At 68.3% G+C, this 25,319-nt stretch carries 11 protein-coding genes and 1 pseudogene; 6 read left to right on the top strand and 6 right to left on the bottom strand.

The window, feature by feature from the left end:
• Nucleotides 1–116 precede the first annotated feature (116 nt).
• The gene (rsgA, locus tag K7G61_RS07810; RefSeq protein ID WP_225845951.1) at nt 117–1,229 is read right to left on the bottom strand and encodes a ribosome small subunit-dependent GTPase A; all 1,113 of its coding nucleotides are present in this window, start codon (nt 1,227–1,229) and stop codon (nt 117–119) included.
• Between the two features lie 316 nt (nt 1,230–1,545).
• Nucleotides 1,546–1,734 (bottom strand): hypothetical protein, encoded by a 189-nt coding sequence (locus K7G61_RS07805; RefSeq protein ID WP_225845950.1) that lies wholly within the window; start codon nt 1,732–1,734, stop codon nt 1,546–1,548.
• Between the two features lie 391 nt (nt 1,735–2,125).
• Here K7G61_RS07805 and K7G61_RS07800 point away from each other — a divergent pair, with 391 nt between their 5' ends.
• The 3 genes from K7G61_RS07800 (at nt 2,126) to K7G61_RS07790 (ending at nt 8,175) form a co-directional block, all read left to right on the top strand.
• Nucleotides 2,126–2,482 (top strand): hypothetical protein, encoded by a 357-nt coding sequence (locus K7G61_RS07800; RefSeq protein ID WP_225845949.1) that lies wholly within the window; start codon nt 2,126–2,128, stop codon nt 2,480–2,482.
• Nucleotides 2,479–7,584, top strand: a complete 5,106-nt coding sequence (locus K7G61_RS07795) for a caspase family protein (protein ID WP_225845948.1) — start codon at nt 2,479–2,481, stop codon at nt 7,582–7,584. The genes K7G61_RS07800 and K7G61_RS07795 overlap by 4 nt, the downstream gene beginning before the upstream one ends.
• A 222-nt stretch (nt 7,585–7,806) precedes the next feature.
• Nucleotides 7,807–8,175: a LamG domain-containing protein gene (locus tag K7G61_RS07790; RefSeq protein ID WP_225845947.1), complete on the top strand. Its 369-nt coding sequence runs from the start codon at nt 7,807–7,809 to the stop codon at nt 8,173–8,175.
• Nucleotides 8,176–8,180: 5 nt separating this feature from the next.
• Here K7G61_RS07790 and K7G61_RS07785 read toward each other — a convergent pair.
• Nucleotides 8,181–8,396: pseudogene (locus K7G61_RS07785) on the bottom strand (IS630 family transposase); the annotation flags it as partial.
• An 81-nt stretch (nt 8,397–8,477) separates the two neighbouring features.
• Nucleotides 8,478–8,786 (bottom strand): hypothetical protein, encoded by a 309-nt coding sequence (locus K7G61_RS07780; RefSeq protein WP_225845946.1) that lies wholly within the window; start codon nt 8,784–8,786, stop codon nt 8,478–8,480.
• 108 nt (nt 8,787–8,894) lie between these two features.
• On the opposite strand from K7G61_RS07780, the gene K7G61_RS07775 reads away from it, so the two are divergent.
• The gene (locus tag K7G61_RS07775) at nt 8,895–9,551 is read left to right on the top strand and encodes a transposase family protein (protein WP_225845945.1); all 657 of its coding nucleotides are present in this window, start codon (nt 8,895–8,897) and stop codon (nt 9,549–9,551) included.
• Here the strand turns inward: K7G61_RS07775 and K7G61_RS07770 are convergent.
• Entirely contained in the window at nt 9,526–10,410 is an 885-nt protein-coding gene (locus tag K7G61_RS07770; protein WP_225845944.1) for a hypothetical protein, read from the bottom strand. The genes K7G61_RS07775 and K7G61_RS07770 overlap by 26 nt on opposite strands.
• Before the next feature lie 298 nt (nt 10,411–10,708).
• Nucleotides 10,709–17,674, bottom strand: a complete 6,966-nt coding sequence (locus K7G61_RS07765; RefSeq protein WP_225845943.1) for an RHS repeat-associated core domain-containing protein — start codon at nt 17,672–17,674, stop codon at nt 10,709–10,711.
• Between the two features lie 749 nt (nt 17,675–18,423).
• Between K7G61_RS07765 and K7G61_RS36890 the strand changes: the two genes are divergently transcribed.
• A complete protein-coding gene (locus K7G61_RS36890) occupies nt 18,424–24,054 on the top strand; it encodes an FG-GAP-like repeat-containing protein (protein WP_225845942.1) in 5,631 nt (1,876 codons plus the stop codon).
• A 234-nt stretch (nt 24,055–24,288) separates the two neighbouring features.
• The gene (locus K7G61_RS07755) at nt 24,289–25,218 is read left to right on the top strand and encodes a LysM peptidoglycan-binding domain-containing protein (protein WP_263984059.1); all 930 of its coding nucleotides are present in this window, start codon (nt 24,289–24,291) and stop codon (nt 25,216–25,218) included.
• Nucleotides 25,219–25,319: the final 101 nt, after the last annotated feature.

Raw genomic sequence — 25,319 nt, 5'->3', positions numbered from 1 at the left:
GGGCGGCGCCGATGACCGTGCGGGTCCGGTGCGGTGGGCTTACGGAGACGGGCGGGGCGGGCGGCCGGCTGCCGCCCCGCCCCGCCCATGTGACGGCCCGTCCGCCCGACGGCCCGTCAGTACACGCGGCCGTGCCGGTGGCCGCCGCCGCGCTTGCGCTCGTACATCTCCCGGCCGGCGGCGGAGCGCTGCTTCCACTCGCGCCGCAGTTCCGCGCGCAGGCGCTGGTCGGTGCGCGAGGCGATCCAGGCGTTCTCGCGCAGCAGTTTGCGGTAGCTGTCCAGCCTGCGGTGCGGCAGGGTGCCGTCCTCAATGGCGGCGAGTACGGCGCAGCCCGGTTCCGACACGTGCGAGCAGTCCTGGAACCGGCAGTTCCCGGCCAATTCCTCGATCTCCGCGAACACCTGCGTGAGCCCGGCCTCGGCGTCCCACAGCCCGACCCCGCGCAGCCCGGGCGTGTCGATCAGCACCCCGCCGCCCGGCAGCGGCAGCAGGTCGCGCGTGGTCGTGGTGTGCCGTCCCTTCCCGTCGGCGTCCCGTGTGGCCTGCACCTGCTGCACCTCCTCCCCCAGCAACGCGTTGGCCAGGGTCGACTTGCCCGCACCCGACTGTCCGAGCAGCACGGAGCTGCCGCTTCCGAGCACCGCCGCCAGCACGTCGACGCCCTCCCCGGTCGCCGCGCTGACGACCATCACCTGCGCCCCGGGCGCCGCGGCCTGCGCGTCGGCCAGCAGGAACGTCGTGTCCGGCACCAGGTCCGCCTTGGTCAGCACGACGACGGGCTCGGCACCGCTCTCCCACGCCAGCGACAGGAACCGCTCCAGCCGCCCGAGGTCGAGCTCCGCCGCGAGCGACAGGCAGATGACGATGTGGTCGACATTGGTCGCCAGCACCTGGCCTTCCGACCGCTTCGAGGAGGTCGAGCGGACGATCCGGGTCCGCCGCGGCAACAGCGCCCGTACCAGCCGCGGGTCCGTCCCCTCCGGGTCGACCGCGGCCCAGTCCCCCGTGCACACGATCCGCATCGGATCGCTCGGCATCACCAGCGCGGTGTCCGCCCGCGCCGGCCCCCGCGCGGTGAACACATCACACATGTTCCGGTCCACCCGCACCACCCGCCCGGGCACCAGCCCGTCCTCGGCGTACGGCCGGAACTCCGCCTCCCACACGTCGTCCCACCCGTACGGGACGAGGGCATGCGAGGAGGCGTCACGAAAAGAGAAAGACAAGGGGAAACCCTTCAAACGGGTGGCCCCGGCACACAGAGGAAGAAGGTTGAGGTCAGCCGGAGACCACGGAGGTGAACGACACGAGCTTCTGGTTGCGGGGAGCGCTCATCGCAAAGACAGCCATCGGTCAACACCTCCTGACACACACATCGGCCGACACGGGCCCAGCCCTACAGGCCTCCCGCCCGAACAGAACGGACGCTAGCGCCTCCCCACCGGAAGCGCCACCGAATTAGGTCGCCCGGGATCAGACAGCATGCCGCTGGAGCCCAAGCCGACCGCGCAAGGCTGCCGCCTTCGTCTGCAGCGCCGACCGTCAATAGCTCACACCGATGCCCGACGACGTCGCACATCGCACGAACCCAAGCCAGAGGACGGCCTGGATCTCCTCTGGGGTCTCCTGCAGCGCACCTGCCATCATGGCCATCGCCTCCGCGATGTCCCAGAACGAGGAAACGATCTCAGAGAGCCCCGGATCCGGCAATTCGGCCAGTCTGAACTTCACCCGCACCCTCGGCCGACCCCCGCGACCCGCGCGCGCCGCGGCCATCCGTTCTGCCCATGAGGTACTGCCCAGACACCGAACGGATCCGCCGCATTCCACCTGGCGTCCCAGGGCTTCGGCGTAGTGCAGCCCCGGCCTTTTTGATCACGTGTGGTCGTCGAGTCCCCGGCTGGCCGCACGTACCTCTCCGAGGTGTACACCGACTGGCCCCCGCCGGGTGGCACCCGGGGACGGTAGCCCGGGTGCCCCCTGTCGCCTGGGGCGCGTCCTGTCCGGCACAGAGTCACCTGACTGATCATCACCTAAAATGCGAATAAGGCTTCGCACACCGCAGGGGACGGGGCCGTCACGACGACCCCGGTCGCCCCGGGCCAGCACGTAGGGGGAGTTCATGCGCATTCTTCTGAGTATCGAGGGCGGCCTGGCCGACGAACTGGGCACTCTGGAAAGGGCGGTGAAGGACGACCTGAGGCGCCAGGGCGTGCGTATGGTCCGCACCACCGGCGAGGTCGAGCAGGGCGCTCTGGGCGCCGTCGAGGTGCTGCAGTTCCTCGGGGAGAACGTCGCGCTGCCGGTGGTGCTCGCGACCCTCCAGCAGTACGTGACCGACCGCCTGCGCGGCCCGCGGCGCGGTGGGCTCAAGTTCGAGGTGGTCCGGACGGACCTCCCGGACGGTACCCGCCGCACCGAACTCACCATGGAGGGGGAGCCGAAGGACGTCGCCACCGCCCTGAAGGAACTGCAGTGAGCGGGGTCCAGGAGAATCCGGACGAGGAGAAGGTCGCTCCCTCCCTGTCCAGCGCCCTGCTCCTTGGCGGTGTCACCTACCCCCAGAGCAAGTTCGCCCCGGTGCCCGCCGCGGCCACCAACATCGAACGGCTGGAGCGGCTGTTCGCTGACGCCGCCGTCTGGGGTCTGCGTGGCCTGCGGCTGAACGCCAAGAAGGACATGACCCGCGCCGAGATGCTGGACGCCATCGGCGCCAGTTATATGATCAGCAAGCCGGACGGGCTCTACGTCCTCTACTTCGCGGGCCACGGCCACTACGACCGTCGCACCGAGACGCTCTACCTGGCACCGCACGACACCGGCGACGTGCTGACCCCGCAGAACTCCATGGTGTCGGTCGCCGACATCTTCCGCACGGTCGCCGAACAAGAACCGCGGGCTGAGCGCAAACTCCTCATCCTGGACTGCTGCTTCTCCGGCGGCGCGATCGAATCCGTGCCGGCTGAGGCGTCGAACGCCGACGCCGAGCGGGGCTGGTTCGTGATGTCCGCCTCCGCGAAGTACCAGACGGCACTCGGCGACTCCGGAAGGGCGACCACCTTCTTCACCGGCGCGCTGCTCACCGCCCTCGAAGGGGTCACGGAGAATCGGCCGAGCCTGTCCGCCCAGTGGGTCTTCGACACGGTCGGCGGCATGCTGAAGGAATCACCCCACGCCGACGGCACCAGGCTCCAACAGCCCCAGCAGTCCGCCGCCACCTGGGCGAACCGCCCATGGCTGCGCAACCGCAGGCACGTGGCGCCACCGCCCGTCCCCCACACCTATTTCTCCCCCGCCGCCCAGCCCGGCTCCGCGCAGGGCTCGGCGGCGGTTCCGCGCCCGGACGGCTTCCGCCCATGGCCCTCCCCGGTGCCGGACTTCACAGGACGGGGCCTAGAACTCGAGGATGCCCGCCGGAGGTTCGGGCAGCGGGTGGTCCTCCCCGTGCACGGTCCGCGGTACGCGGGCAAGTCGGCGTTCGTCCGCCAGTTGCTCTCTTCGCCCGACATCAAGGAGGCCGCGCCGACCGGACAGCCCTGGCTGTGGTTGGAGGTGGTCATTCCCAACCCCAGCGCCGAGTCCCCGGTCCTCGGTGCCCTCGCCGATGCGCTCCAGCTCGGCCTGCAGGATGTCGACCACGCCGCGACCGGCGGCGCCGGAGACCCACGCCGCCAACTGGTCATCGACCGGTTGCGGGAGCACGCCCGCGGCCACACTCTGCTCCTGGTCATCGACTGCGGCCGCCTGGGCTACGACTCCGAGCGAATCAGCGACGAACTCGACGAGCTCCTCGCCCACCCCTATTTCCGCGACACGGCGAACATCGTCATCTCGCGGGTGCCCGTCGGGGTCGAGGGCGGCCAGCAACTGACCCTGAAGGCCCCGATACGGCTGGCCGAGCTGACGGACGACGAGGCAGCCGAATTCCTCACCAAGCTCTTGGCTTCGGAGCGGGTTGCCGTCGACGGCGCGAACGTTCTCCGTCATATCGAGGACGGACGACTGCGGTTGCCAGGTGAGCTCTACAGCGGCGCCAACGGTTACCGCGCTACCATGGATTCCGTCACCGGCTCCGCATCCGGCACTCCGACTCCCGACCCGGAGGCCGTGGCCACCGCACTGGTGGAGGGCACCACCCCGAACCTGGCCCTCATCCTCTCCGAACTGGGTTGCTCCTTCACCCCGCTAGGCGAGCAGCCGGCCATGCCGGAACCGCTCGCCGTGCTCGCGGTGTGGAGCCTCGCCGACCGGCTGTCACTGCCCCGCCGGGTGCTGGAGGACCCGGCTGTCGCCTTCCCGAGCACGATCCTGAAGATGCTCTTGGACTCCCGGGTTCTGTCCGCCGACGCCTCAGGCTCCCTCACCATCGGCCAGGCGAGCGAACATGCCCTGCGGACCCTGCTTTTGACCGCGCTCACCGGCCCCGACAACGATCCGTTCACACGTCCCGTACTCGCCCGGAAACGCGTGAGGGACCTGATCCCGCCGGGGCTGGCCGAGAGCGGCGACCTCGACCGCCGCCTCGCCGCTGCGGCGAGTGTCCTCTTCCTCACCGCCGCCACCGCGCTGGACAAGGACGACGAACAGGCGGACAACGTTTTTCAGGCCCAACTGCGCACCGCCCTGGGCTGGATCGAGGACGACGCGGAGAATCGGCTGTTGGCGCTGCACGAAGTGGTCTGCGACCTGGTCGTCGCTCCCAAGGGCGACGCGCTGTACCTGCCTGGCTCGAAGGAGACCTCGCTCCCTGCGAAGGAGGGAACCACCGAGGACATCCCCACCAGGCCCGCCGGGCCCCGGCCCACGCCCGCCGCCGCGCCGGTCACGGCCACTGCCGAGAACCCCGCCCCCATACCGCACCCGCTCTTACAGCTCTACCACTCGGTGGCCACCCTCACCTTCGCCGCCCGTCTGGAGGGCACGGTCGCCGAGCGGAGCGAGGGGTTCATGGCGGCCGCCGAGGAGGTCGCCACCGCGCTGGCCGCCTGTCGGCCGGGGCAGGTTCCGCACACCCTGCTGCGTTCCGTCGACACCTCGCTCGAGTTCACCGGCAAGCGCCTCGGCCTGACCGTCCGGCTCCTCCCGGTACGGATGCAGGCCACAGACCTGGTGTACGAGGGTGCCCTGGAGCGGGGCCCCGGGCAGGCTGGCCGGGCCACCCTGGCCGTCTCCTGGCTGCTCAACACCGCCGAGGCGCTGATCGACGCCAACCGGCTCGACGACGCCAAGAACCTCGTCGACCGGGTGCAGATGCTGGTGACCGAGACGCTCCGACAGGACGACAACCCGCGCAACATCCAGGCGCACCTGCAGATGAACAGCCGTGTCTCCCGCGCCCGCAGCCGCCTGCTAACCGACCCGGCGGAGTGCCGCCGGGAGCTCGTCCAGGTGGTACGGAACGCGGTCGCCGGGCTGCGGATCACCTACGAGCAGCAGGAATCACTCTCCCTGTGGTCCATGCGCCTGCTCGACTCGGCCGTGCTCCTGCTGCACCAGAGCACCGGCGACGAGGAGCTCGACGAGATCCGCTCCTTGGTGTTGGACGCCCTGGACGCATGCTGGGGCGACCGGCAGACCTGGCCGCCCACCCTCTGTGTGGCGGTGGCACGCTTTCTACGAAAGGCCCACGCCTGGTACTCGGAGCCGGAGAAGACAAGGCGTGGTGCCCAGGAGGCGGTGACCCTCCTGGAGCGGCTCCCCCTGCTCGACCGGTGCGACCTCGTCGACCGCACCCCCCGCGAACTGGCCGCCCCGCGCGACCCGGACGCCCCGCCGCCCTCTCTGCACGACCAGGACACCGCGGCCGTCCTGAGCGCGCTGGCCCAGTGCTACGGCTTCCTGGCGCGTGCCCTGCGCGACAGCCAGAAGCACAGCGCCGCGCGCGCCCGGCAGACCAGGGCGGCGGACCGTGCCCTGACCGCCGTCGAGCTGGCGCCCAGCCCGTTCGCGTATTCGGTGTGGCTGCGGCAGGTCATGGATATCTGGCGGACCACCGCGAGGACCAGCGAGGCCGGCGAGGCGGCGGAGCGGCGCCGCAAGGCGTGCGTCCGGGCGGTCCGTACCTGGCTGTCGCAGGAGAACGACCACTCCCGCCTCCACGCCATGCTCGACCTGGCCTGCCTGGAGTCCGACTGGATCTCCCAGGGCAGCCTGCGCGGCGCCGCCCAGACGCCCGGCAAAGACTTCCTGGTGGCGCCGCCGGAGACCCAGCAGCGGGAGATCGAGCGGATCTACCGCGAGCGCAGCCACAAGCTGCGGGACCACCGCCACCGTTACGGTCCGTCGATCGGGCTGTGCGCGACGGAAACCCGTCTGGAGCGCGAGTACCGCCGCTGGACAGGCATCTTGGAGTACAACGTCGCCCGGAAGCAGCAAAGGGAGGGCAGAGGCCCGGGGCCGCGCAACAGGGTGCCCGTCGTCGACAACAGCCCCGTCCTCGCCCCCTTCAAAGAGGCGTCCCGCCTCTGGCCCGGCGACGCGCGGCTGATCGCCGCTGAGGCCGCCTTCCACCGGTACGTATGGAGCAACGAGAAAGCGATCGAGCTCTACGAGCACCTGGCCCGTACCGCGCCCAACGGTGAGATTCGCCGGATGGCCCGGCTATCCGCGGCCGAGGCGATGCTGGCGGAGGTCGCGTACGCCCCGAACCGCCGCTCCGCGCAGGCGCAGGAACGGCTCGCGGCGGCCCACCAGCACCTCAGTTTCATCATGGGCCGCGACAGCCGCTTCGGCCTGGCCGCGGTCCTCGACGCCCGAGTCGCGCTGCGGCTCAACCAGCCGGTGCGGTGGAAGCCCATCGACGAGGCGTTCGAGTCGGTAGTCGGCGGTGACTACGCCGGTACAGTCGGCCGCTTCCTGGACCGCCGCCACTACGGGGAGGAACGCAGCCCTTCCCGGCTGAGCGACCTGGCGCGCATCACGGTCAAGGGCGGCGGCTCCGGGGGCAACCCGCTCTCCAGCCTCTTCACCGACTACCTCAGCGACGAGGAGGAGGCGCCAGCCGGCCCAAAGCCCGCCGAGATGGCCACCGACGCGGACTCCCCGGCCGCCACCCCGGCCGACCAGGACATGGGGCAGTACACTTCGGAGTTCGTGGGCGAGCTGCTGCTCACCGACTTCACCAGCGTCCAGCTGCTCGACGGCCTGGGCAAGCTCTACCTGGACCGGGCCCGTGATGTGGTGGAGCGGTGGGAACAGGGCGAGGGCGGGCCACTCGACCCCGCCTCCGACACCGCCCGCACGGCCGCCGAGCACGCCCGCCGCGCCTACGACTGCTTCGACGCCTGCCGCCTGCTGCAGGAGGCCCGCGGCAATGAGTCCATCGTGATCAAGTTCGAGCGGGGCCGCGCCGTCACCCTGGCCGCTCGCTACGTGCACAACGCCAACCCGTTCCCCCGCACCCTGATGCGCGGCCGAAGCGACCAGATCCTCCAGGCGGCCAACCTCCTGCTGACCGCCCGCGGGCACAGCGTGGGCGGCTTCAACCGGGTCTGCTCCCGGGCGGTCAGCGACAACTACGACGTGCAGACCCGCCTCGGCCTACGCAAGCCCCCCATACCGAGGCCGATGTCCCGGCCGTGAGGCTGCGTAAGGCCTTCTCCCGTGGAAGGGTCCTACGCCCGGAAGGGGGTCCGTGCGCCGTCATGCCACCGGCAGCGCTACCTCGACCCCAGGGCGCCGGGCTGTGACCGAGTCAAAGGCAGCGGTTAGCCTCGGGAATGCATAAAGCGGGCTGTCCGATGGGTGGTCAGGAAAGCAGAAAATGCCTCTGACCAGCAAGAATGAGACGCCACCCGCGGCGCCATGTTGAACCTTGACGGCACCACCGGAACCGCCACCAGCAGCACACCCGTGCTGAACACCGCCGGCGGCTTCAGCGTCTCCACCTGGGTCAAGCTCCCCTCCCTGCCCACCCACAACATGACCATCGCCGCACAGGAAGGCACCCAGAACAGCGCCTTCCTCCTCCAGTACAACTACGCCCACACCGGCGCCCCCACCTGGGCCATGACCACCACCAGCGGCGACACCGCCGGCCCCACCTTCACCTTCGCCTACTCCACCAGCGTCACCGCCAACCAGTGGACCCACCTGGTGGGCGTCTACAACGCGGCCGCCAAAACCACCCAGCTCTACGTCAACGGCACCCTCGCCGACTCAGCGAGCGGGTGACGGTGTCCGATCTCGTTGAACCGGTGGATCACGTCGCCGACGGTGTCGTCGTCGGCCTGCACCAGCTTCGCGATCACCGGCATCCGTTTCCCGCCGGCCGAGGCCAGCAGCATCATCGCCTGTCGATAGCGCACCGAACTGGTGCTGCCCCGGCGCACGATCTGCTGTAGCTTCTGCCCTTCCTGATCGGTCGGTCTGCGCACACGGACAGGCTCAGCCACTACACCTCCAACAGTCGGATGGACGTCACCGCACATCCAACCGTCCCCGGGACTGTCCCACCGGCTGCTCCCGATCAGGGGCTACTTCTCACGCAGGTCTTCGACCTCGGCGGCCAGCACGGCAATGTCGCGTACGTGCGCGTAGTACTTGTTGGCGTACTGGTCTTCGATCGCCGGGAGGACCTTGTCGAACACCGCCGTCAGCCGCGTGAGGCCTGCACGCTGTCGTTCGGTGAGAGGTCCCTTCAGGACGCTCGTGGCGTAGCCGTAGGTGTCCGCGTCGAGCCTCACCATGTCCTGGTCATCGATGTCCAGGCCGCGGAAGCCCGGCGGGAACGGCGAGGCCATGTGCTCGGCCGACTTTCGCGAGACCAGGCCGTACGCCGGCACCTGTCCGTCCCGGATCTTGGTTCTGTCGACGATCTTGTGATCCGGACGGTCGAGTCGGATTAGGTCAACTGTTTGCGATCATGCGTCGGGCGCTCTCGTGATGTGCTCTTGGAGCTGTTCCCGCACTTGTCCGCGCTGCTGATCGAGGAGGTTGAGCGGCGGCCGGACGAGGTGGTGCTGAGGGCGCGGGTGCGTGCGTTGGGTGGGTCTTGCCGGTGTGGCCAGAGTTCGGCTCGGGTGCACGGCCGGTACGTGCGCAGGCTGCGTGACGTTGCGGTGGGCGGTCTCGGTGTCGTGATCGAGTTGTCCATACGCCGTTTCCGCTGCGAGAACGCAGCCTGCCCGGCCGCGACGTTCGCCGAGCAGATCGCGGGACTGACCACCCCGCAGAGCCATTACACCCCGTTGCTGCGTGGGGTGTTGACGCAACTCGGCCTGGCCCTGGCAGGCCGGGCGGGAGCCCGTCTGGCGACGGTGACCGGCATCACCGTCGGCAAGGACACGCTCCTGCGCCTGGTCAGGACCCTGCCCGATCCGCATGTCGGCGACGTGGAGGTGCTGGGCGTCGACGATATCGCCTTCCGCAAGGGCCGCCACTACGGCACGTTGCTGATCGACATGGCCACTCAAAGGCCGCTTCACCTCTACGACGGCCGCGAAGGCGAGGATCTGGCCGCCTGGCTCCGCGGCCATCCCGAGGTCGGTGACCGCCACGTCACCCCGTCAAGAGTGCGAGCACTCACGCTTTGTCCGGCTCCGGGCTGAAGGAGGAGATCGTCCACCGAAGTACTCCTTCACCATCGCGCGATTCGAGCGTGGCCGGATATACCTGCCCTTGGGCGCGTTCACCGCGGTGGTACATGGAATGCTCTGCGGCATCCCAGCCGATGCCAAGCACTTGGCATCCGTCAACCTCTACGACACCTGCCAGAAGCGCATGGTTCAATCCAGCCCGCTTCAACCTGTAAAGGTCAGTATGTTTATTTACGGCGACCATCAAACCTTTTCCCGGCCCGTCACGCAACCAGGCCCGCAGTCTTTCGGCAATCCTCTCCGCTTCAGCAAGCGGTACATCTCGCCATCCAAGCACGCCACCTGCACCGCGATGCTGGGGAATAGGCTCGCCTCCGAACTCGGCCTGGGCCGCCTCGCCATGCCTACCCCAGTAGGTGACGTCCGCCAAGCCGTCAGTGGCCTCACCATCACGACCGGTAAATCCGTCCAGGGCTCGAGCGTCACCGAGTACCACGCCGCACCGGTCCACTGGCATGTCTCCAAGCACAACTGGACAGCCAGCCTGCTCTTGAGGCCAAGGGATGCCAAGATCTGCTTCCAAGAGCGAGATCATTGGCCTCCGATCAATAGGCGATGGCGATGTCAGCGCTCGAACCCGCAGCGGTCGGCCTACGGCGGCCCGGACGGCGATCGCTTCTCCACTCCACGGCAGAGGTTCGCTGCCTTCAAACTCGTACAGGTGCCCGCCGCCCAACGCAGCCGCCGCGAGGGCACGTTCGGAAAGCGGACGTGCCGTCTCCCGCCATGAATCGATCCGCCCCGCCATGGCCAGGACAAGCACGCCAGAGGGAACTGTCACAGCCCCAAGATCAACATAGGTATCGCTCACGCCCCAATTGAAGCGCCTCACCACCTCGGTAATCAAGCCGGCACCTCTGCATCTCACGTCACCTGCCGCCAGTCGATGGGAACAATCTGGTGTGCACTGCGACGTTGAAGCCCCTCGCCTTTCGAATGGCAGGTTCAACAGGGCTAGCCGCACCCACCAGGAGGGCAACTCCAAGCATCTGACGCCGACGGAACGGTGACCTTCTTGGAATAGCCACAGCTGACACACCAGATCGATCCCCTTGTAGTGCTGATTAAACACCGCAGAGGGTTTCGCCCATCGGACTACTAGGCCGCCATCACCCAATATGTCCGGGCAAGAGCGCTCTTAGCTGATCAAGGTAACCGGAAGTTTCAGGATTATACCAGCCGTGATTCCGCATCATCCGCTGCGCAGTCTGTACAGCTCGCGCCTGCATGCCGGAGCAGGCTGGGCATTGCGGATACAGCATCCTCGAAGTACTGGGAGCCGAGAGAGAGGTGGCCGGCTGGTGGTCGCCGACCATCGTCACGCCTTCAGGACTGTCACCGCATGAGTGACACGGCTGGCCCTGCATAGCGTCCGACTGGGCAGGATCCACGGTAGGACCGGTCGCCTCGACCGGTGTTGTTTCGTCTGCATAGGGGCCCACGTCCAGAACATTGGCCTGCTCCTGGCTCAGCTTGACCTTGCAATTGTGGACGAGGACCGGCGTTCCTCCTGCGAGCACATAGTACGAGTGCAGGCCGGTGATGGTGAGATCGTAAGTGACGGCGGTGGTGTGGTAGTTGCGGACCGCTGTGACAACGGCGGGGGTGCCGTTGGGTTGGCGGAGGTAGGTGCCGGGGGTGAGGTGGGATGCTTCGACCCACTGGTGGGTGGTGGCGTCCCAGAAGGGGTGGTGCCAGGTAGTGGTAAGGGTGGCTGCCGCTGCGGCCATGTGAGTGGCGCGGGTTGTGTGTGCGCCCGCCGGAGCCGGGGTGGTGATGGTGAGGTTGGTGAAATCGTGGTCGGTGGTGGTCTTGATGACCTTCTGGACCGAGTGCGGGCTTGTTTCCCCTGTCTGCGGGTCGGTCGCCAGGACCTTGTCGCCGGCCTTGACGTCCTTGATGGCCTCGGTATGCCCGTCGGCTTCCAGGACTGGGGTGTTGCCGGTGAAGCTGTGCGGACCCCCGGTCAGGCAGCTGACTGCCTCGTCGGCGGCGTCGCTTGCCGCGCTGTCGGCGGCGTCTTCACCGGCTTCGAGGGCGGCGATTTCCAGCTCGTCCTCGCCGCCGGTGAAGACGAAGCCGGCGGCCAGTGCCGCGGCTTTGGTGCAGCCGCCGAGGGAGGGGTTGGAGGCGCAGCCCACGACGTCGGATGCGCCGCTGTAGTGATAGGCGATCTTCGCGGCCTTCGCGGTGTCGTTGGAGAAGTCGTCCCAGCCGCGCTTGTACCAGGACTTGTGCTTGTGGTGCGGCTTGGGCAGCGGGTGGGCCAGGTACCACTGGCCGGTCAGGTAGTCGTTCCACAGGTGGGTGAGTGCCTGCAACCGGGATACCCGGTGACCGTTTTGGTAGTAGTGCCCGTGGTTCTCAGTCGGGCCACCGGGATCCGTGGGATCGACCGGGCCATCGTTGATGATGCTGCCCGACCCATCTCCCTTCGGAGTGCCGACTCCGCACAGGTCGGCCGGGCACAACCCGCTCGGGTCGGAGCTGGTGACCGGGTCGTTGCCGGCGTAGTCATAGCCGCCCAACTGTGTGGGGTCGGATGCCTCGAACACCGGGTCCGGGGACAGGAACCGGCCGCTTGAGGGGTCGTACTCTCGCACGCCCAGGTTCTCCAGACCTGTGGCCGGATCCGGGGTGCCGCCGACGTATCCGTCGTCGCCCGGCCAGGACGCAGGGGCCGTGCCTCGTTCCTGGCCGAATGGCAGGTAGGCGCGGCGGGTGACGGTGAGGGACTGGTAGTCGATGGCCAGGGTGTCGGTGCCCTGCCGGTCCGGGATCAGGTACTGGATGTCACCGGTGCTGGAGCGCTCGGCGACCGTGGTGGCGCCGAGGGTGTAGTACCGCGTGTCCGACAGCGTGCCAGTTCCGGTGTTCTCCACGACCTGCTGGTCGCCCAGGAACAGGGTCGCCTTGCCGGGGTCGGTGCGCAGGGCCAGGTTGCCGTCGCTGTTGTACAAATACGAGGTCGTGACGCCGGTGGCGGTGTCGGCGAGTGAGTCGAGTTTGCCCTGGTCGTTCCAGGTCAGGGTCTGGGTGCCGGCCTGGGTGGTGATGCTGGTGTCGTTGCCGGACGGGTCGTAGGTGTACGACGCGGTGTGCGCGGTCGCGCCCGGCCCGGTGGCCGTGGTCTTGGTCAGCGTGTGGGGCTGGTCGCTCGCCGATCCCTGCGCCGGGTAGGCGTACGTGGTGACCGTGTCGTTGGCGGTGTTGCCGCCGGTGTCGTGATCGGTCTGGGTCTGACGGTTGCCGGCCGCGTCGTACGTCCAGGACTGCCAGTACGGCTGCGGGCCGCCCACGGTCGAACTGCTGCCCGGTGCCGGGGTGGCGGCGCAGGCGTCGGTGGCGGTCCAGGCCGCGGACAGGCGGTTGGCGTAGTCGTAGCCGAAGCACTGGGTGTCGGAGACCGCGCCGCCGTTCTGGTTGTCCGTGGTGGAGGTGAGCAGGCCGGCGCCGCCGGAGACATTGCTGTCGGAGTAGGCGTACTTGGTGTCGTCGACGACCGTGGACGCGGTGGCGTCGGTGGTCTTGGCGTCGGTCAGGCGCTGGGTCTGCTCGTCGTAACTCAGGCTCAGCGCTACCCAGTTGCCCGAGGTGCCCATCGTGTACTGCAGGGGCTTGCCGTACTCGTCGTAACCAACGGCCTCCACGTAGTTCCAGGCCGTGCTGACGGCGCTGGTGGGGTCGCCGTACTGGTCGTATCCGTAGTCGACGATCTCACTGGCCAGGCCGCCGGCTGCCGGGATGTTCTTGCTGGCCAGCCACCCGCTGGACTTGTAGGTGTAGCCGGTGACATAACCTCCGGACGGAGCGAGCGCGGCTTCATTCGCGGGCAGGTTGGCAAGCGTCTCTCGTTCTGCCGACACCTTCGCCATGCTTGTGTAGGCCAGGACCGTGTCACTGACCGACGGGCTGGTCGTGCCCTTCTGGTACGACGTCGACGCTGTCGGATAGCCCTTCTTCAGGGTGTCGTACGTCCACGCGCCGATCTCGTTGGACGAGGAAGGGGTGGCATTGCCGGTGGTGTCGTAGGCGAAGGTCTTGCGGCCGTCGAGGTCGTACGTGTACGTGGTCTGCTTGCCTCGGGCGTCGGTGACGGTCAGCAACTGCCCGGCGTTGTCGTACGTGGAGTTGGTGGTGCCGGTGTCGGGGTCGGTCTGCGAGGTCTGGTTGCCCAGCAGGTCGTAGTTCCAGGACCAGGAGTTCCCGGCCGCGTCGGTCTCACCGGTGCGGTTGCCGTCGGCGTCGTAGGTGTAATGGGTGTCGGAGTAGTCCGAGGCCGGGTCGAGCACCGGGTCGGCCGGCGCGCCGCTGTGGTACTGGTACAGGTCGGTCGTGTTGCCACGAGCGTCGGTGAAGGTGCTCTGCGCGACCCCGCCCTTGGGCGGCACGGTCGTCGTGACATTGCCGCCGTAGCTGGTGGTGGTCCGCCAGGTCTCGGTGCCCAAGTGGTAGGAGATGGCCGCGGTCTGCCGCCCGGCGCCGTCGTAGAGGTAGCCCATCTCGGAGGGGATGTCACCCGCCTGCGCCTGGACCAGCGTGCCCGAGGGGGCGCCGGTGGTGTAGTAGGGGTCGCTGGTGCTGGCGGTCAGGCCGTCGGTGTTGTAGACGGTGTCGGTGACGTCCCGGCCGCCGTCCATGGTGGAGGACTGCGTCTCCCGTTTGCGCAGCAGCGCGTCGTAGAGGACTTCGCTGGTGCGGTAGGTGTTGTCCTGGTTCAGCATCCGGGTGGTGACCACCGACGGGGCCTGGTTGGACACCGTGTAGCTGAAGGTGTCGTACGCCGAGGTGACGCCCGGCTTGTAGTCCGCGGTGATCCGGCCCAGCGCGTCGTACTTCTTCGTGGTGACGTAACCGGCCGCGTCGGTCGTCGTCACGTCCACCTCACGCAGCGGGTCGTACGTGGTCGTGGTGGTGTGGCTGAGCGGGTCGGTCAACGTCACCGAGGTCGGCTGCGCACCCGTCGTGGGGGTGTAAGCCGTGTGGGTGGTGCGGTTGTCGGCGTCCGTGGCCGTCAGCGCGCGGCCGTACTCGTCGACGGTGCTGCTGGACATGGTTACGAAGGTCGGCGTCGAACCGCTGTAGGAGGCCGCGTTCTGCGTCATCGTGACGGTGCCGGCCGTGGGCGCCGCGCCGAGGGTCGTGGAGCCGTCGTAGAAGGTGCGGGTGTCGGAGACGGCGTCCTTCGGGTACGTGGGTGTGGTCGAGCAGTTCACCGAGACGGTGGTGTTCTCGTCCGGGGCGTCCAGGATCCACGCGGTGGTGTTGTCGGCGTACGTGACGGTCGCGCACCGGTCGTCCGCGGCCGTGGTCACGTCGCCGAGGTCGTCGGTCTTGGTGACGCGCCCGTAGGAGTCGTGTGTGTAGTCGGTCGCGGTCTGCCCGGTCTTGCCGTTGGAGAACGGGGTGAACGTCCGTACCCGGCTCTGTCCGGTGAGGTAGGAGTGCTGGGCGGGCAGGGAACTGCCGAGGCTGTGTGTGGCCTGGGAGGCGGAGGTCCACGGGTCGGTGATGGTGTCCTTCACGACCGTGCCGCTGCCGGCGCCGTTGTACTGGATGGTCTCGTAGACGCTGCCCGCGTACTGGTCGAGGTCGGTGACCGCCGCGTCGCCCCGCGAGTCGCTGACCGTGGCCGAGCGGGTCGCGCCTCCGGGCAGGGTGTCGCCGTCCATGCCGCGGAAGTAGGTGTAGTCGGTCTCGGTCACCGGGTCCGGGCTGGAGCCGGTGGTGACCTTCATGCCCTGGTATCCGCGGAACTGGTTCCAGGTGCGCTCGTTCGACGGGGTGAGCGGGTTGTCGTCGTAGTGCCAGGCCGGCTTGCCCACGGGCGTGTAGTGGGTGGCGATGGTGTCGTTGACACCGCCGCCGGTGGGGTCCTGCTCGGTGACGCCGCTGACGATGTACTTGTTGAACCAGTCCTCGACCGGAGCGGTACTGCCTGCCGGCGTCCAGTAGGCGGGATAGCACAGCTGGGTGTTCTGGCTGGGGTCGCTGGGTGTGCCCGAGGCGCAGGCGGGCGCCGAGTAGGCGACGTTGATGATCTCGCCGGTCTCGGTGGTGATGGTGTTCAGCCGGTGCCGGGTGATCGGCGGGTATCCGTCGGTGAGGTTCACGCGGTTGGACAGCGGCGTGCCCGACAGGGTCACCGGGGGCAGGGACAAGGATGAGCTGGAGCCGCCGCCGCTGGTGTCCTGGCCGGTACGGGTGATGCTGGACAGCCACAGCGCGGGCGTCGTGGAGTCACCGGTCGCCGGGAAGCTGTAGGTGAGCGCCCAGGAGTCGACGTTGGTCTCGGTGGTGCCGACCAGTGCCTGCGTCTGGATCCCGGTCAGCTCGTACTTCGTCCAGAACGTGGGGGTGTTGACCGAGCAGCCGGCGTTCTGCGCGCACTGCAGATCGTACGGGACGTCGGGCCAGTCCTTGGCCGTCGTCGAGGTCAGGGTCGAGGTCGCGCATCCGGTCGCCGAGGTGTCGCAGCGGCCGTTGACGGTGAACAGCACCTGCCCGGCCGGCGAGGTGGAGTACACCTGACCGGCACGCTGACCGTACATGATCTTGTTGAGGTATCCGCCGCGGGTGTACGGCGTGGTGGCCGTCGTGCCCAGATCGCGCGCGTAGTAGCCGGTGTCGGTGGTGTAGAAATACGAGATCGCGTCCTGGTGGGCATCGACCACGTAGTCGAGGTTCCAGCGGTAGGCCTGCTGGCACCAGGAGTTGGCGAACGTGGCGTTGTAACAGGGCTGCCCGGACGCGGTGGCGTACACCGGCTCGGTCCACACCGAGTTGGTGGTCGCATTCCCGGACCCATAGCCGGGCAGCTGGTTGAGGCCGAAGTAGTACTGGGTACCGTTGTCGGTCGTGACGACCCAGTACTCACCGTTCTGCGCACCGTTGACGGCACCCGTCTTGAACTGGATGCGCTCGTTGGCGTCGTCCTGCGGATGCCAGTCCCCCGTGGTGTCGTCCTTGACCAGGACCGAGGACTGGCCGCCCAGGGACATGGTCAGGGTGTTGCTGTCCGACCAGCAGTTGTCCTCGGTCTTGGTCGCACCGGCCGGGTTCTGGTCACAGGACTGGTACGACCGCTCGATGAAGCCGGGGTCGTAGTCGAAGCCGTCACCGATCCAGGACGCCTGATTGTTCGTGGAGGACGTCAGACCGTCCTGCGACTGGGAGTTGTAGCCAAGGGAGATCGCGGGTGTAAGTCCCCCGGGCACGCTGGGGACGCCGATCGGGTACGACCAGCCGAACGCGTCGGAACTGCCACCCGCCTGCCAGGAACCGGACGGCTTGAGCGAGGTCGCCGAGAAGTCACCGCCGCCACCACCAGCCGAGGAGGTCGCCGCCAGCAGCGTGACCTGCGGGCCGGCCACCGACGACATGGTCTTCGCCGTCGGAGCCGCGGGGAGCTGGACGTTGTCACTGCTGAGAGTGTGGGTGGCGGTGTCGTTCGACGAGACCAGAGGCGTCTGGCGGCGGCAGGCCGGTACCTGTGGGGTCGTCAGGGCGCAGGAGGGCAGGGACACCAGCCGCAGTCGCGAAGACCAGTCGCCGCCGAACGCGGAAGCGAACGAACGGTAGTCGAGCGAGACGCCCACACCGGTTCCGGAGCCGCCGCTGTCACTCGCCAGGGACAGCAGCACACCGTTGACACCCGCGGCTTTCGCCTGGGCGCGGGTCAGGACCTCGACGCCGACCGTCGAGGGGGTCGCCGGGTTCGCGGGAACGAGGATACCGGCGTGGTGAGCTGGGGCAGGCGCCTTGGCCTGTCCGAGCCAGACCGGCAATGAGCCCGCGCGCACCGGGGCGGCGGGCTTTCGGCGGCTGACGGTGTCCGCAGAGGCTCCGCCGGGCGACTGGCCGAGCGTGACATGGGCCTGCCCGGAGGGCCAGGACACCGCCGAAGGGTGGAATTTCGGCATGGGTTTGGGCTGCCGGTAGTGCGAGACCACCGGCGTGACCGGCACCGGCTTGGTATGCGCGGGCGACGGCGGTTTGCCCGCCGCGGCCGAAGCCGGCGCCGCCGCCTGCAGAAGCGCGGCGCACACCGCCATCGCGCCCAGCGCAGCCGTCAAAACCCGTGCGGCACCTGTTGCTTGCCGTCTCGCGGTGCGTCGGCCGACGTTCCCCGCCCTGCCTCGGTACGTGCCGATACCGGAAGCCACCGTGTCCCGCCCCTCACGATCGGTGATCGATCAATGACCAGAGGGGAAGCTACCAACGGCGATCGGCTCGCTAACTTCCATTGCCAACTACAAGCACATCCTTTACCACCACTACTCCCTCACGCTTCAGTCACATTCAGACGCAAAAGACTCGCACCGCGAGCCTCACGCACTGATGGCAACCACGCGCGCCATAACCGGACGAGATGAGTCCGATTCAGCCTCTGTGCACCGCAGAACTTCTGCACACCCCACACCGGCACCCCCAGCCGCGGCGACAAGGCTGCTCCGACCTCCCGTTCCGGAAAGCCGGAGATCCCCGAACGGGCAAACGCCCACAATGCTCTCATAGCGCCACCTGGCAATGTCATTACCGACTCTTTGGTATGGACATTTCGCCGCAAGTAGTAACTGAAGGTCAGGAATCATGTACTCCGCGTGCATGGATGGTCTAGGCAGCGATTCGACGAGGCACGTACGTTCGGGCGCGGACGGATTGCCGGCCGAATCTGGGAGACCACAGGTAGATGAAGATCCACCTCACCTCTTCGAAACGTCACCGAGGCCGAACGGCCCTGATCACCGCAGTGGCACTGTGGGCGGCAGGCGGTGCCGGCCTGACACCGGCTCACGCGTTGCCGCGCTCAGCGCACCACCCGGTGACCGCCAAGTCGGCCGGAACCTCCGAGCCGGCCACTCACCCCTCCCAAAAGCCGCAGGGCCTGACACCGCTGCCCAGCGGCTACGGCCCCACGGCCGCCGACCAGCACGCCATGCAGCAGGCCGCAAACGCGGCACGGCGTACCGGCAAGGCCACCCCAGTGGCCGCGTTGACCACCCCCACCGACGAGATCGTCGCCCAGCCCTCGGGGAAGTTCCTGCTCGCCGCGGACGCACAGCCCGTCCGCGTCAAACAGTCCGGCACATGGGTCCCGGTGGGCCTTCGCCTGCACCACCACTCCGACGGAACGTGGTCACCGGCGGCAACCGCGTACGGGACCGTCTCGTTCTCGGGTGGCGGGACCGGGCCGCTGGCAGTCACCCACTCCGGCGGTACCTCACTGGCCGTCTCCTGGCCGTCCCGACTGCCCACGCCAGCCGTGCACGATGCCACGGCGACGTACCCGTCCGTGCTGCCCGGCGTCGACCTGCAGGTGTCGGCGACCACCGCCGGCGGGTTCAGTGACGTTCTGGTGATCCACTCGGCGCAGGCAGCGCGGAACCCGGCGCTCCGCTCCTTGCGCCTGGCCACGGCAGTACGCGGCGGCAGGCTGGCGACCGCCCGGGACGGCGGACTTGCCGTCTTCGACGACCACGGCGCTTTGGTGGCCGATGGGGCAACGCCTCATCAGTGGGACTCCAACACGGTCCTGCCCGCCTCTCCGCATCAGAAGCGCGGTGCGAAAGTCGCCGCCGACCCTTCGGACGCCGGTCATCCCGGGCTGGCCGCCCGGCTGGCGCCTGTACGGATCAAAGTCGCACCCGGGTCACTGACCCTCACCCCTGACGCCCGGATGCTCGCCGGAAAGTCCACGGTCTGGCCGGTGTACGTCGACCCGTCCGTGAACTGGCATCCCACCACGGGCGGCACGCCGATGTTCGACGAGGTCAAGCAGGGCTGCCCCGGCGATTCTTTCGTCGACGACACCACCTCCAGAGCCGACTACGGCAACCTCGGGGTGGGCTACAACGGCTGGCAGGAAGGCTACTGCTATACCGGCGACGAACACGCCGTCTATCAGTGGAAGCTTCCCAGGTCGATCTGGGGAGCGGACATCAACAGCGCCGAGGTCGACGCCACCGAGGTCTACTCGGCGTCATGCACAACCACGGCCACGGTGAACCTGCACTGGTCCAAGGGCATGGGCTCGGGGACGGACTGGAGCAACCGGCCCCGCTACAACAGCTACTCGACCTCCGCGAGTTTCGGGCCCGCCTACAATCCGAACCACTGCCCGGACAAAGGCACCGTCCCCAACAGCTTCAAAGTACTGACCCCGATCAAGGCCGCCGCTTCCGCACACTCGTCCACCTTCACGGCGACACTGAGCGAGGACTACTGGGAATCCAAGCACGATGACATAGAGTTCAAGCGGTTCAGCAACGACCCGACGCTGCAGATCTTCTTCAACAACGCCCCGAACCCGCCCTCGGCGAACACCATGGCGGCGGTGTCCGGTGCGGACGACGCGGCCTGCGACACGGTCGCGCCTTACCCGTACATGGGCAAGACCATCGCCAGCACCCCGCCGGTGCTCAAGGCCAAGATCTCCGACCCGAACGGCGACAAGCTGCAGGCCACATTCCAGTACTGGATCAACGGCCAGAGCACGATGCACACCGTGCTCAGCGGCGACAACCTGTCCAGCGGCAGCTACGCCACTGCGTCGCTTCCGTCCAGCTTCATCTCCTCGCTCACCAACGGGCAGACCGTCGACTGGAACGTGAAGATTTTCGACGGGATGGACTGGACGACCTACTCCCGCTCCCCGGTCTGCCACTTCACCGCCGAGCCCACCGCCCCGGACACGCCCTCGGTGGTGTCCGAGAACAACCTGTACCCCGACACGGACGTCACCGACGCTGCGGTGGGTGCCACCGCGGGCACGCCGGGCAAGTTCGACATCACCGGCTCCGGCACGGCGGCGACGAAGTTCATCTACAACCTCGACGTCCCTCCCGCCAAGAGCAGCCCGCCCGCGTCCGAGACGGTGACCGCGAGCAGCAACGCGGCCACCATTACCGTCACCCCGCCGTCACCGGGGCCGCACACCTTGTACGTCTACGCCACGGACGCGGCCGGCGACGACTCCGGTGACTTCGCCTACCCCTTCCTGGCGGCAGGGCATCCCAACACCACCTGCACCAGCCTGACCGCCTGCTTCGACAACACCGGCATCAGCGCCGACAGCAACCCGTCCCAGGCCAATCTCGACGGCGCCGGATACAGCTTCTCCCAGACCGACCTGAACAACGCCGGCTGGAGCAGCGGAAGCAAAGTCACAGTGGACGGCGCCACCATCGCCCTGCCCGCCTTCGGCTCCGGGCAGAAGGACAACGTCCTGGCCGCCAACCAAACCATCACGCTGAACGGCACTACCGGCCTCACCGGCAACGGCCTGGTCTTCGTAGGAACCTCGACCTTCGCGGGGCTGTCCGACCCGGGCGCCATCGACGGTGACACCACCGCTCCCTACGTCCCCAGCGGCACCGCCGTGACCGGTTCTTACTGCTTCTCCGGCACCGACCCCATCGGAGTGTGCCCCGCGACCGGCCACGTCACCTACAAGGACGGCACCACCGCCCCGTACGACCTCACTGTGCCGGACTGGAGCAGCACCGTGGACCCGATCGCCGCCCTGGTGTTGCCGCACCGCAACGGTTCCGGCGGACAGTCCACCAGCGCGGAACGGATGTACGCCTTCTCCGTTCCGGTCACCGCCACGGCCACGAACCCCGTCGTTTCGGTGACCCTGCCGGACGTCTCCACCGGCGTGGGTGCCCACGAGCAGGGCCTGCACATCTTCGGTATAGGAAGCCGGGACACCACCAACGGCACGCCGGAGGCCAACGGTACGTACAAGGCCACTGCGACCGGCCAGTCGTGGACCGGCGTGTGGAGCGATCCGAACGAGGGCAATTCCAACCTGCTCACCCCGTCCGGTGACACGCCCTACAGCAACCAGACCTTCCGCACCGCCCTGCGCCCCTCGATCTCCGGCGGCACCGTGCGCATCAAGCTCGACAACGGCCTGGGCACCAGCAAACTGAGCATCGGCCACGCCACCATCGCGGTCAGTTCGAGTTCCACCTCCTTCACCTCGGTGCCCTCCGGCACCCCGACGACGCTCACCTTCGGCGGCAACCAGTCCGTCACCGTCCCCCGGGGCGGCATGGTCTACAGCGACCCACTGAACTTCACCGTCACCGCCGGGCACTACCTGCTGGTCTCCTACCAGCTGACCAACTCCGTGCCGTATCTGGTGACGCACTCCTACGCCAACGGCTCCTATACCTACGTCACCGCGATCGGTTCCGGGGACCTGACCACCAGCACCAGCGCCACCCCGTTCACCACCGACGCGAGTTCCTACGGCAACTTCACGCAGGTGATCGCCGGACTCGACGTGCAGACCGCCGGCGTACCGACGGAGGCAGTGCTCGGCGACCACCTCGTCGACCCCTTCCAGCCGAACACCACACCGCCCAATTCCAACGGCTATCGCGTCTCGGACGCCCTGGCCGCCAACGAGCCCACAACCCCCTCCCCCTACGGAGTGCTGTCCGAAGGCATCGAAGCCAACCAGCTCATGGCGGACAACCCGGAAACGTACAACGGAGGCCCTGTCGGCGGCCCGGCCGTGCTGTCCCGGATCGACCGGGACATCCTCGACCAGCCCGGCATCAACACCGTCGTGATCGACGAAGGACTGGAGGACCTGCTCGGCGGTACCACCACCAACACCGACCTGGAGGACAACGGCTACACCGCTCTCGTCCAGCAACTGCAGGCCTGGGGCATCAACATCGTCCTGACCTCACTGACCCCCTGCCAGGGCTACAACGGCGACGGCGCAAGCACGAACGACCCGTGCACCTCCACCGTCGACGGCTACCGCACCGACGTCAACGCCTTCCTGGGCAACCTGGGCAACCCGTGGACCACCCCCGCGGTGTACTTCGCCGACTTCGACGCCGCCGTCGCCGCACCGAACGCCTACAGCGGGGAAGAGCGGCTCCTGCCCTGGGCCGACAGCGGCGACCACGTCAACCTCAGCCTTGCCGCATACGGCGCGCTCGCGAACGCCATCATGTCGCCGCAGGACAGCTGGGACGCCGACGACGGCAGCGGCATGCCCGTGGCCACCGACACCGCCGCCACCGACACCCCCCAAACACCCGGCACCATACTCAACGCCAACACCGGCAACTCCCCATTGAGTCTGTCCAGCTCGGGCGCGAGCTGGGGTGACGACCCGGCCCGCGGCACCGTGCTGAACCTGGACGGCACCGCCGGAACCGCCACCAGCAGCACACCCGTGCTGAACACCGCTGGCAGCTTCAGCGTCTCTACCTGGGTCAAGCTCCCCTCCCTGCCCACCCACAACATGACCATCGCCGCACAGGAAGGCACCCAGAACAGCGCCTTCCTCCTCCAGTACAACTACGCCCACACCGGCGCCCCCACCTGGGCCATGACCACCACCAGCGGCGACACCGCCGGCCCCACCTTCACCTTCGCCTACTCCACCAGCGTCACCGCCAACCAGTGGACCCACCTGGTGGGCGTCTACAACGCGGCCGCCAAAACCACCCAGCTCTACGTCAACGGCACCCTCGCCGACTCAGCGAGCGGCGTGACGGCGTGGAACGCACCGGACTCCTACACCGTCGGCCGAGCCCTGTACAACGGCAGCCCGACCGACTTCCTGTCCGGCTCCGTCAGCGGCATCCAGGCCTACCCGTACGCACTGACCGGCAACCAGGCAAGCGCCCTCTACACGCAGGGCACCGCGGGCGACGGCCCCTACACCTTCGCCGACACGGTGGATTTCAACGGCGACAGCAATCCCGACGTGGTCGCCGAAACCGCCTCCGGCGACCTGTGGATGTTCCCCGGCGACGGCACCCACGGCCCCAACACCACCTCGCCCACCCTGGTCGGCTGGGGCTTCTCCGGCTACACCTTCGCCGGAATCGCCGACTTCGACGGCGACGGCTACCCCGACATCATCACCGAGGACGCCTCTGGCAACCTGTGGCTCTACCCCGGCGACGCCGGCCACGACACCTCCACCGCCCACGTCCAGATCGGAAGCGGTTGGAGCGGCTACGCCTTCGCCGGCGTAAGGGACTGGAACGGCGACGGACACCCCGACATCATCGCCAAGGACCCCAGCGGCGCCTTGTGGATGTACCCGGGCAACGGCACCGTCAACGGCACCAGCACCACCAGCACCCGCGTCCAGATCGGCACCGGCTGGAGCACCTACACCCTGGACGGCCTCGCCGACTGGGACAAGGACGGCCACATGGACCTGACCGCCACCGACTCCAGCGGAGCCCTCTGGCTCTACCCCGGCGACGCAGGCCACGACACCGCCACCGCCCGCGTGGAAATCGGCACCGCCGGCTGGACCTCCTTCCCCTTCGCAGGCCTGGCCGACATCAACGGCGACGGCAACCCCGACATCGTGGCCCGCGGACCCGGCGGCATCCTGTGGCTGTACCCCGGTACGGGCACCCGTACCAGCCCCGGTTCCCGCTCCGAACTCGGCACCGGATGGTGATGCCGACGGACCCAAAGGCTCCTCCCGGTACGTCCCCGGAATCGGCAAAGTCCTCCTCTCGGACTCGCACCGACACGCACGGTGAGAACCGGGTTCCGACCGGACACCAGTTCGCCACCTGATAGCAAGCACAACCCGTGACCCGCACGTCCCCAGCGGCGGTCCGGCCGACGCAGTGCCACGCGTCGGCCGGACCGCCGCACCTACACATGCGCACAAAGGAAGCCACTGTCCATGACCGCCCCCTCCGGCCGCCACGCCAAGCCCCGCACCCCGCTCACCCGCCGCGCCGCCGCCACCGGCGCACTCGGCGCCGCGGCCACCGTCTCCGCCATCGCCACCGCCGGCGGCGCCCAGGCGGCCACCACCCCACCGGGCACCACACCGGTCACCAGCTACACTGTCCACTCCGGCGACACCCTGTCCGGCATCGCGGCCAAGGAACACGTCCCCGGCGGCTGGACCGCGCTGGCCAAGACGAACCACATCGCCTCGCCCTACATCATTCGCCCCGGCGAACGCCTCACCCTGCCCGCGGGCTCGTACGTCACCACCCCCAGCCCCTTCCCCGTCAAGGTCACCCTCGGGGCCACCACCACCCAGGTCATCACCGTCAAGGCGAACGGCTCCTACGCCACCGTCACCCTGTGGCAGCAGACCTCCGGCACCTGGCACAAGCTCGCCGCCACCACGTCCGCCCGCATCGGCTCGCACGGCATCACCGCCGGCGCCACCCGCACCCAGGGCACGTACACCACCCCCACCGGCACCTACACCATCACCCAGGGCTTCGGCATCGGCACCAACCCCGGCACCAAGATGCCCTACCACCAGGTCACCACCACCGACTGGTGGGTCGAGGACCCCACCTCCGCCTACTACAACCAGATGCGCACCGACACCCAGGGCGGCTTCCACCTCACCGAATCCGGCGACGACGGCAGCGAACACCTCATCAACTACCCCACCCAGTACCACAACGCCCTGGTCATCAACTACAACATGAACCCCGCCGTCAAAGGCCGCGGCGCCGGCATCTTCCTCCACGACCTCGGCCCCCAGGCCGGCCCCACCGCCGGCTGCGTCGCCGTACCCGCCACCTTCATGACCCAGATCATGAAATGGATCACTCCCACCGCCCACCCAGTCATCGCCATCGGCTGACGCCACCGCCCGGACCCGTGCCCTGACCCGCCCTACCGCCAGGCACGGCGTCCAAAGGCGTATGGCGCCTGCGGCATTGCTGTAGGCGCCATACGTACAGC

Origin of the sequence: Streptomyces sp. HPF1205, from assembly GCF_020400825.1 — a bacterium.
GTDB lineage: Bacteria > Actinomycetota > Actinomycetes > Streptomycetales > Streptomycetaceae > Actinacidiphila.
Note: the sequence above shows the minus strand (reverse complement) of the source record. Positions and strands in the feature narration are given on the sequence as shown.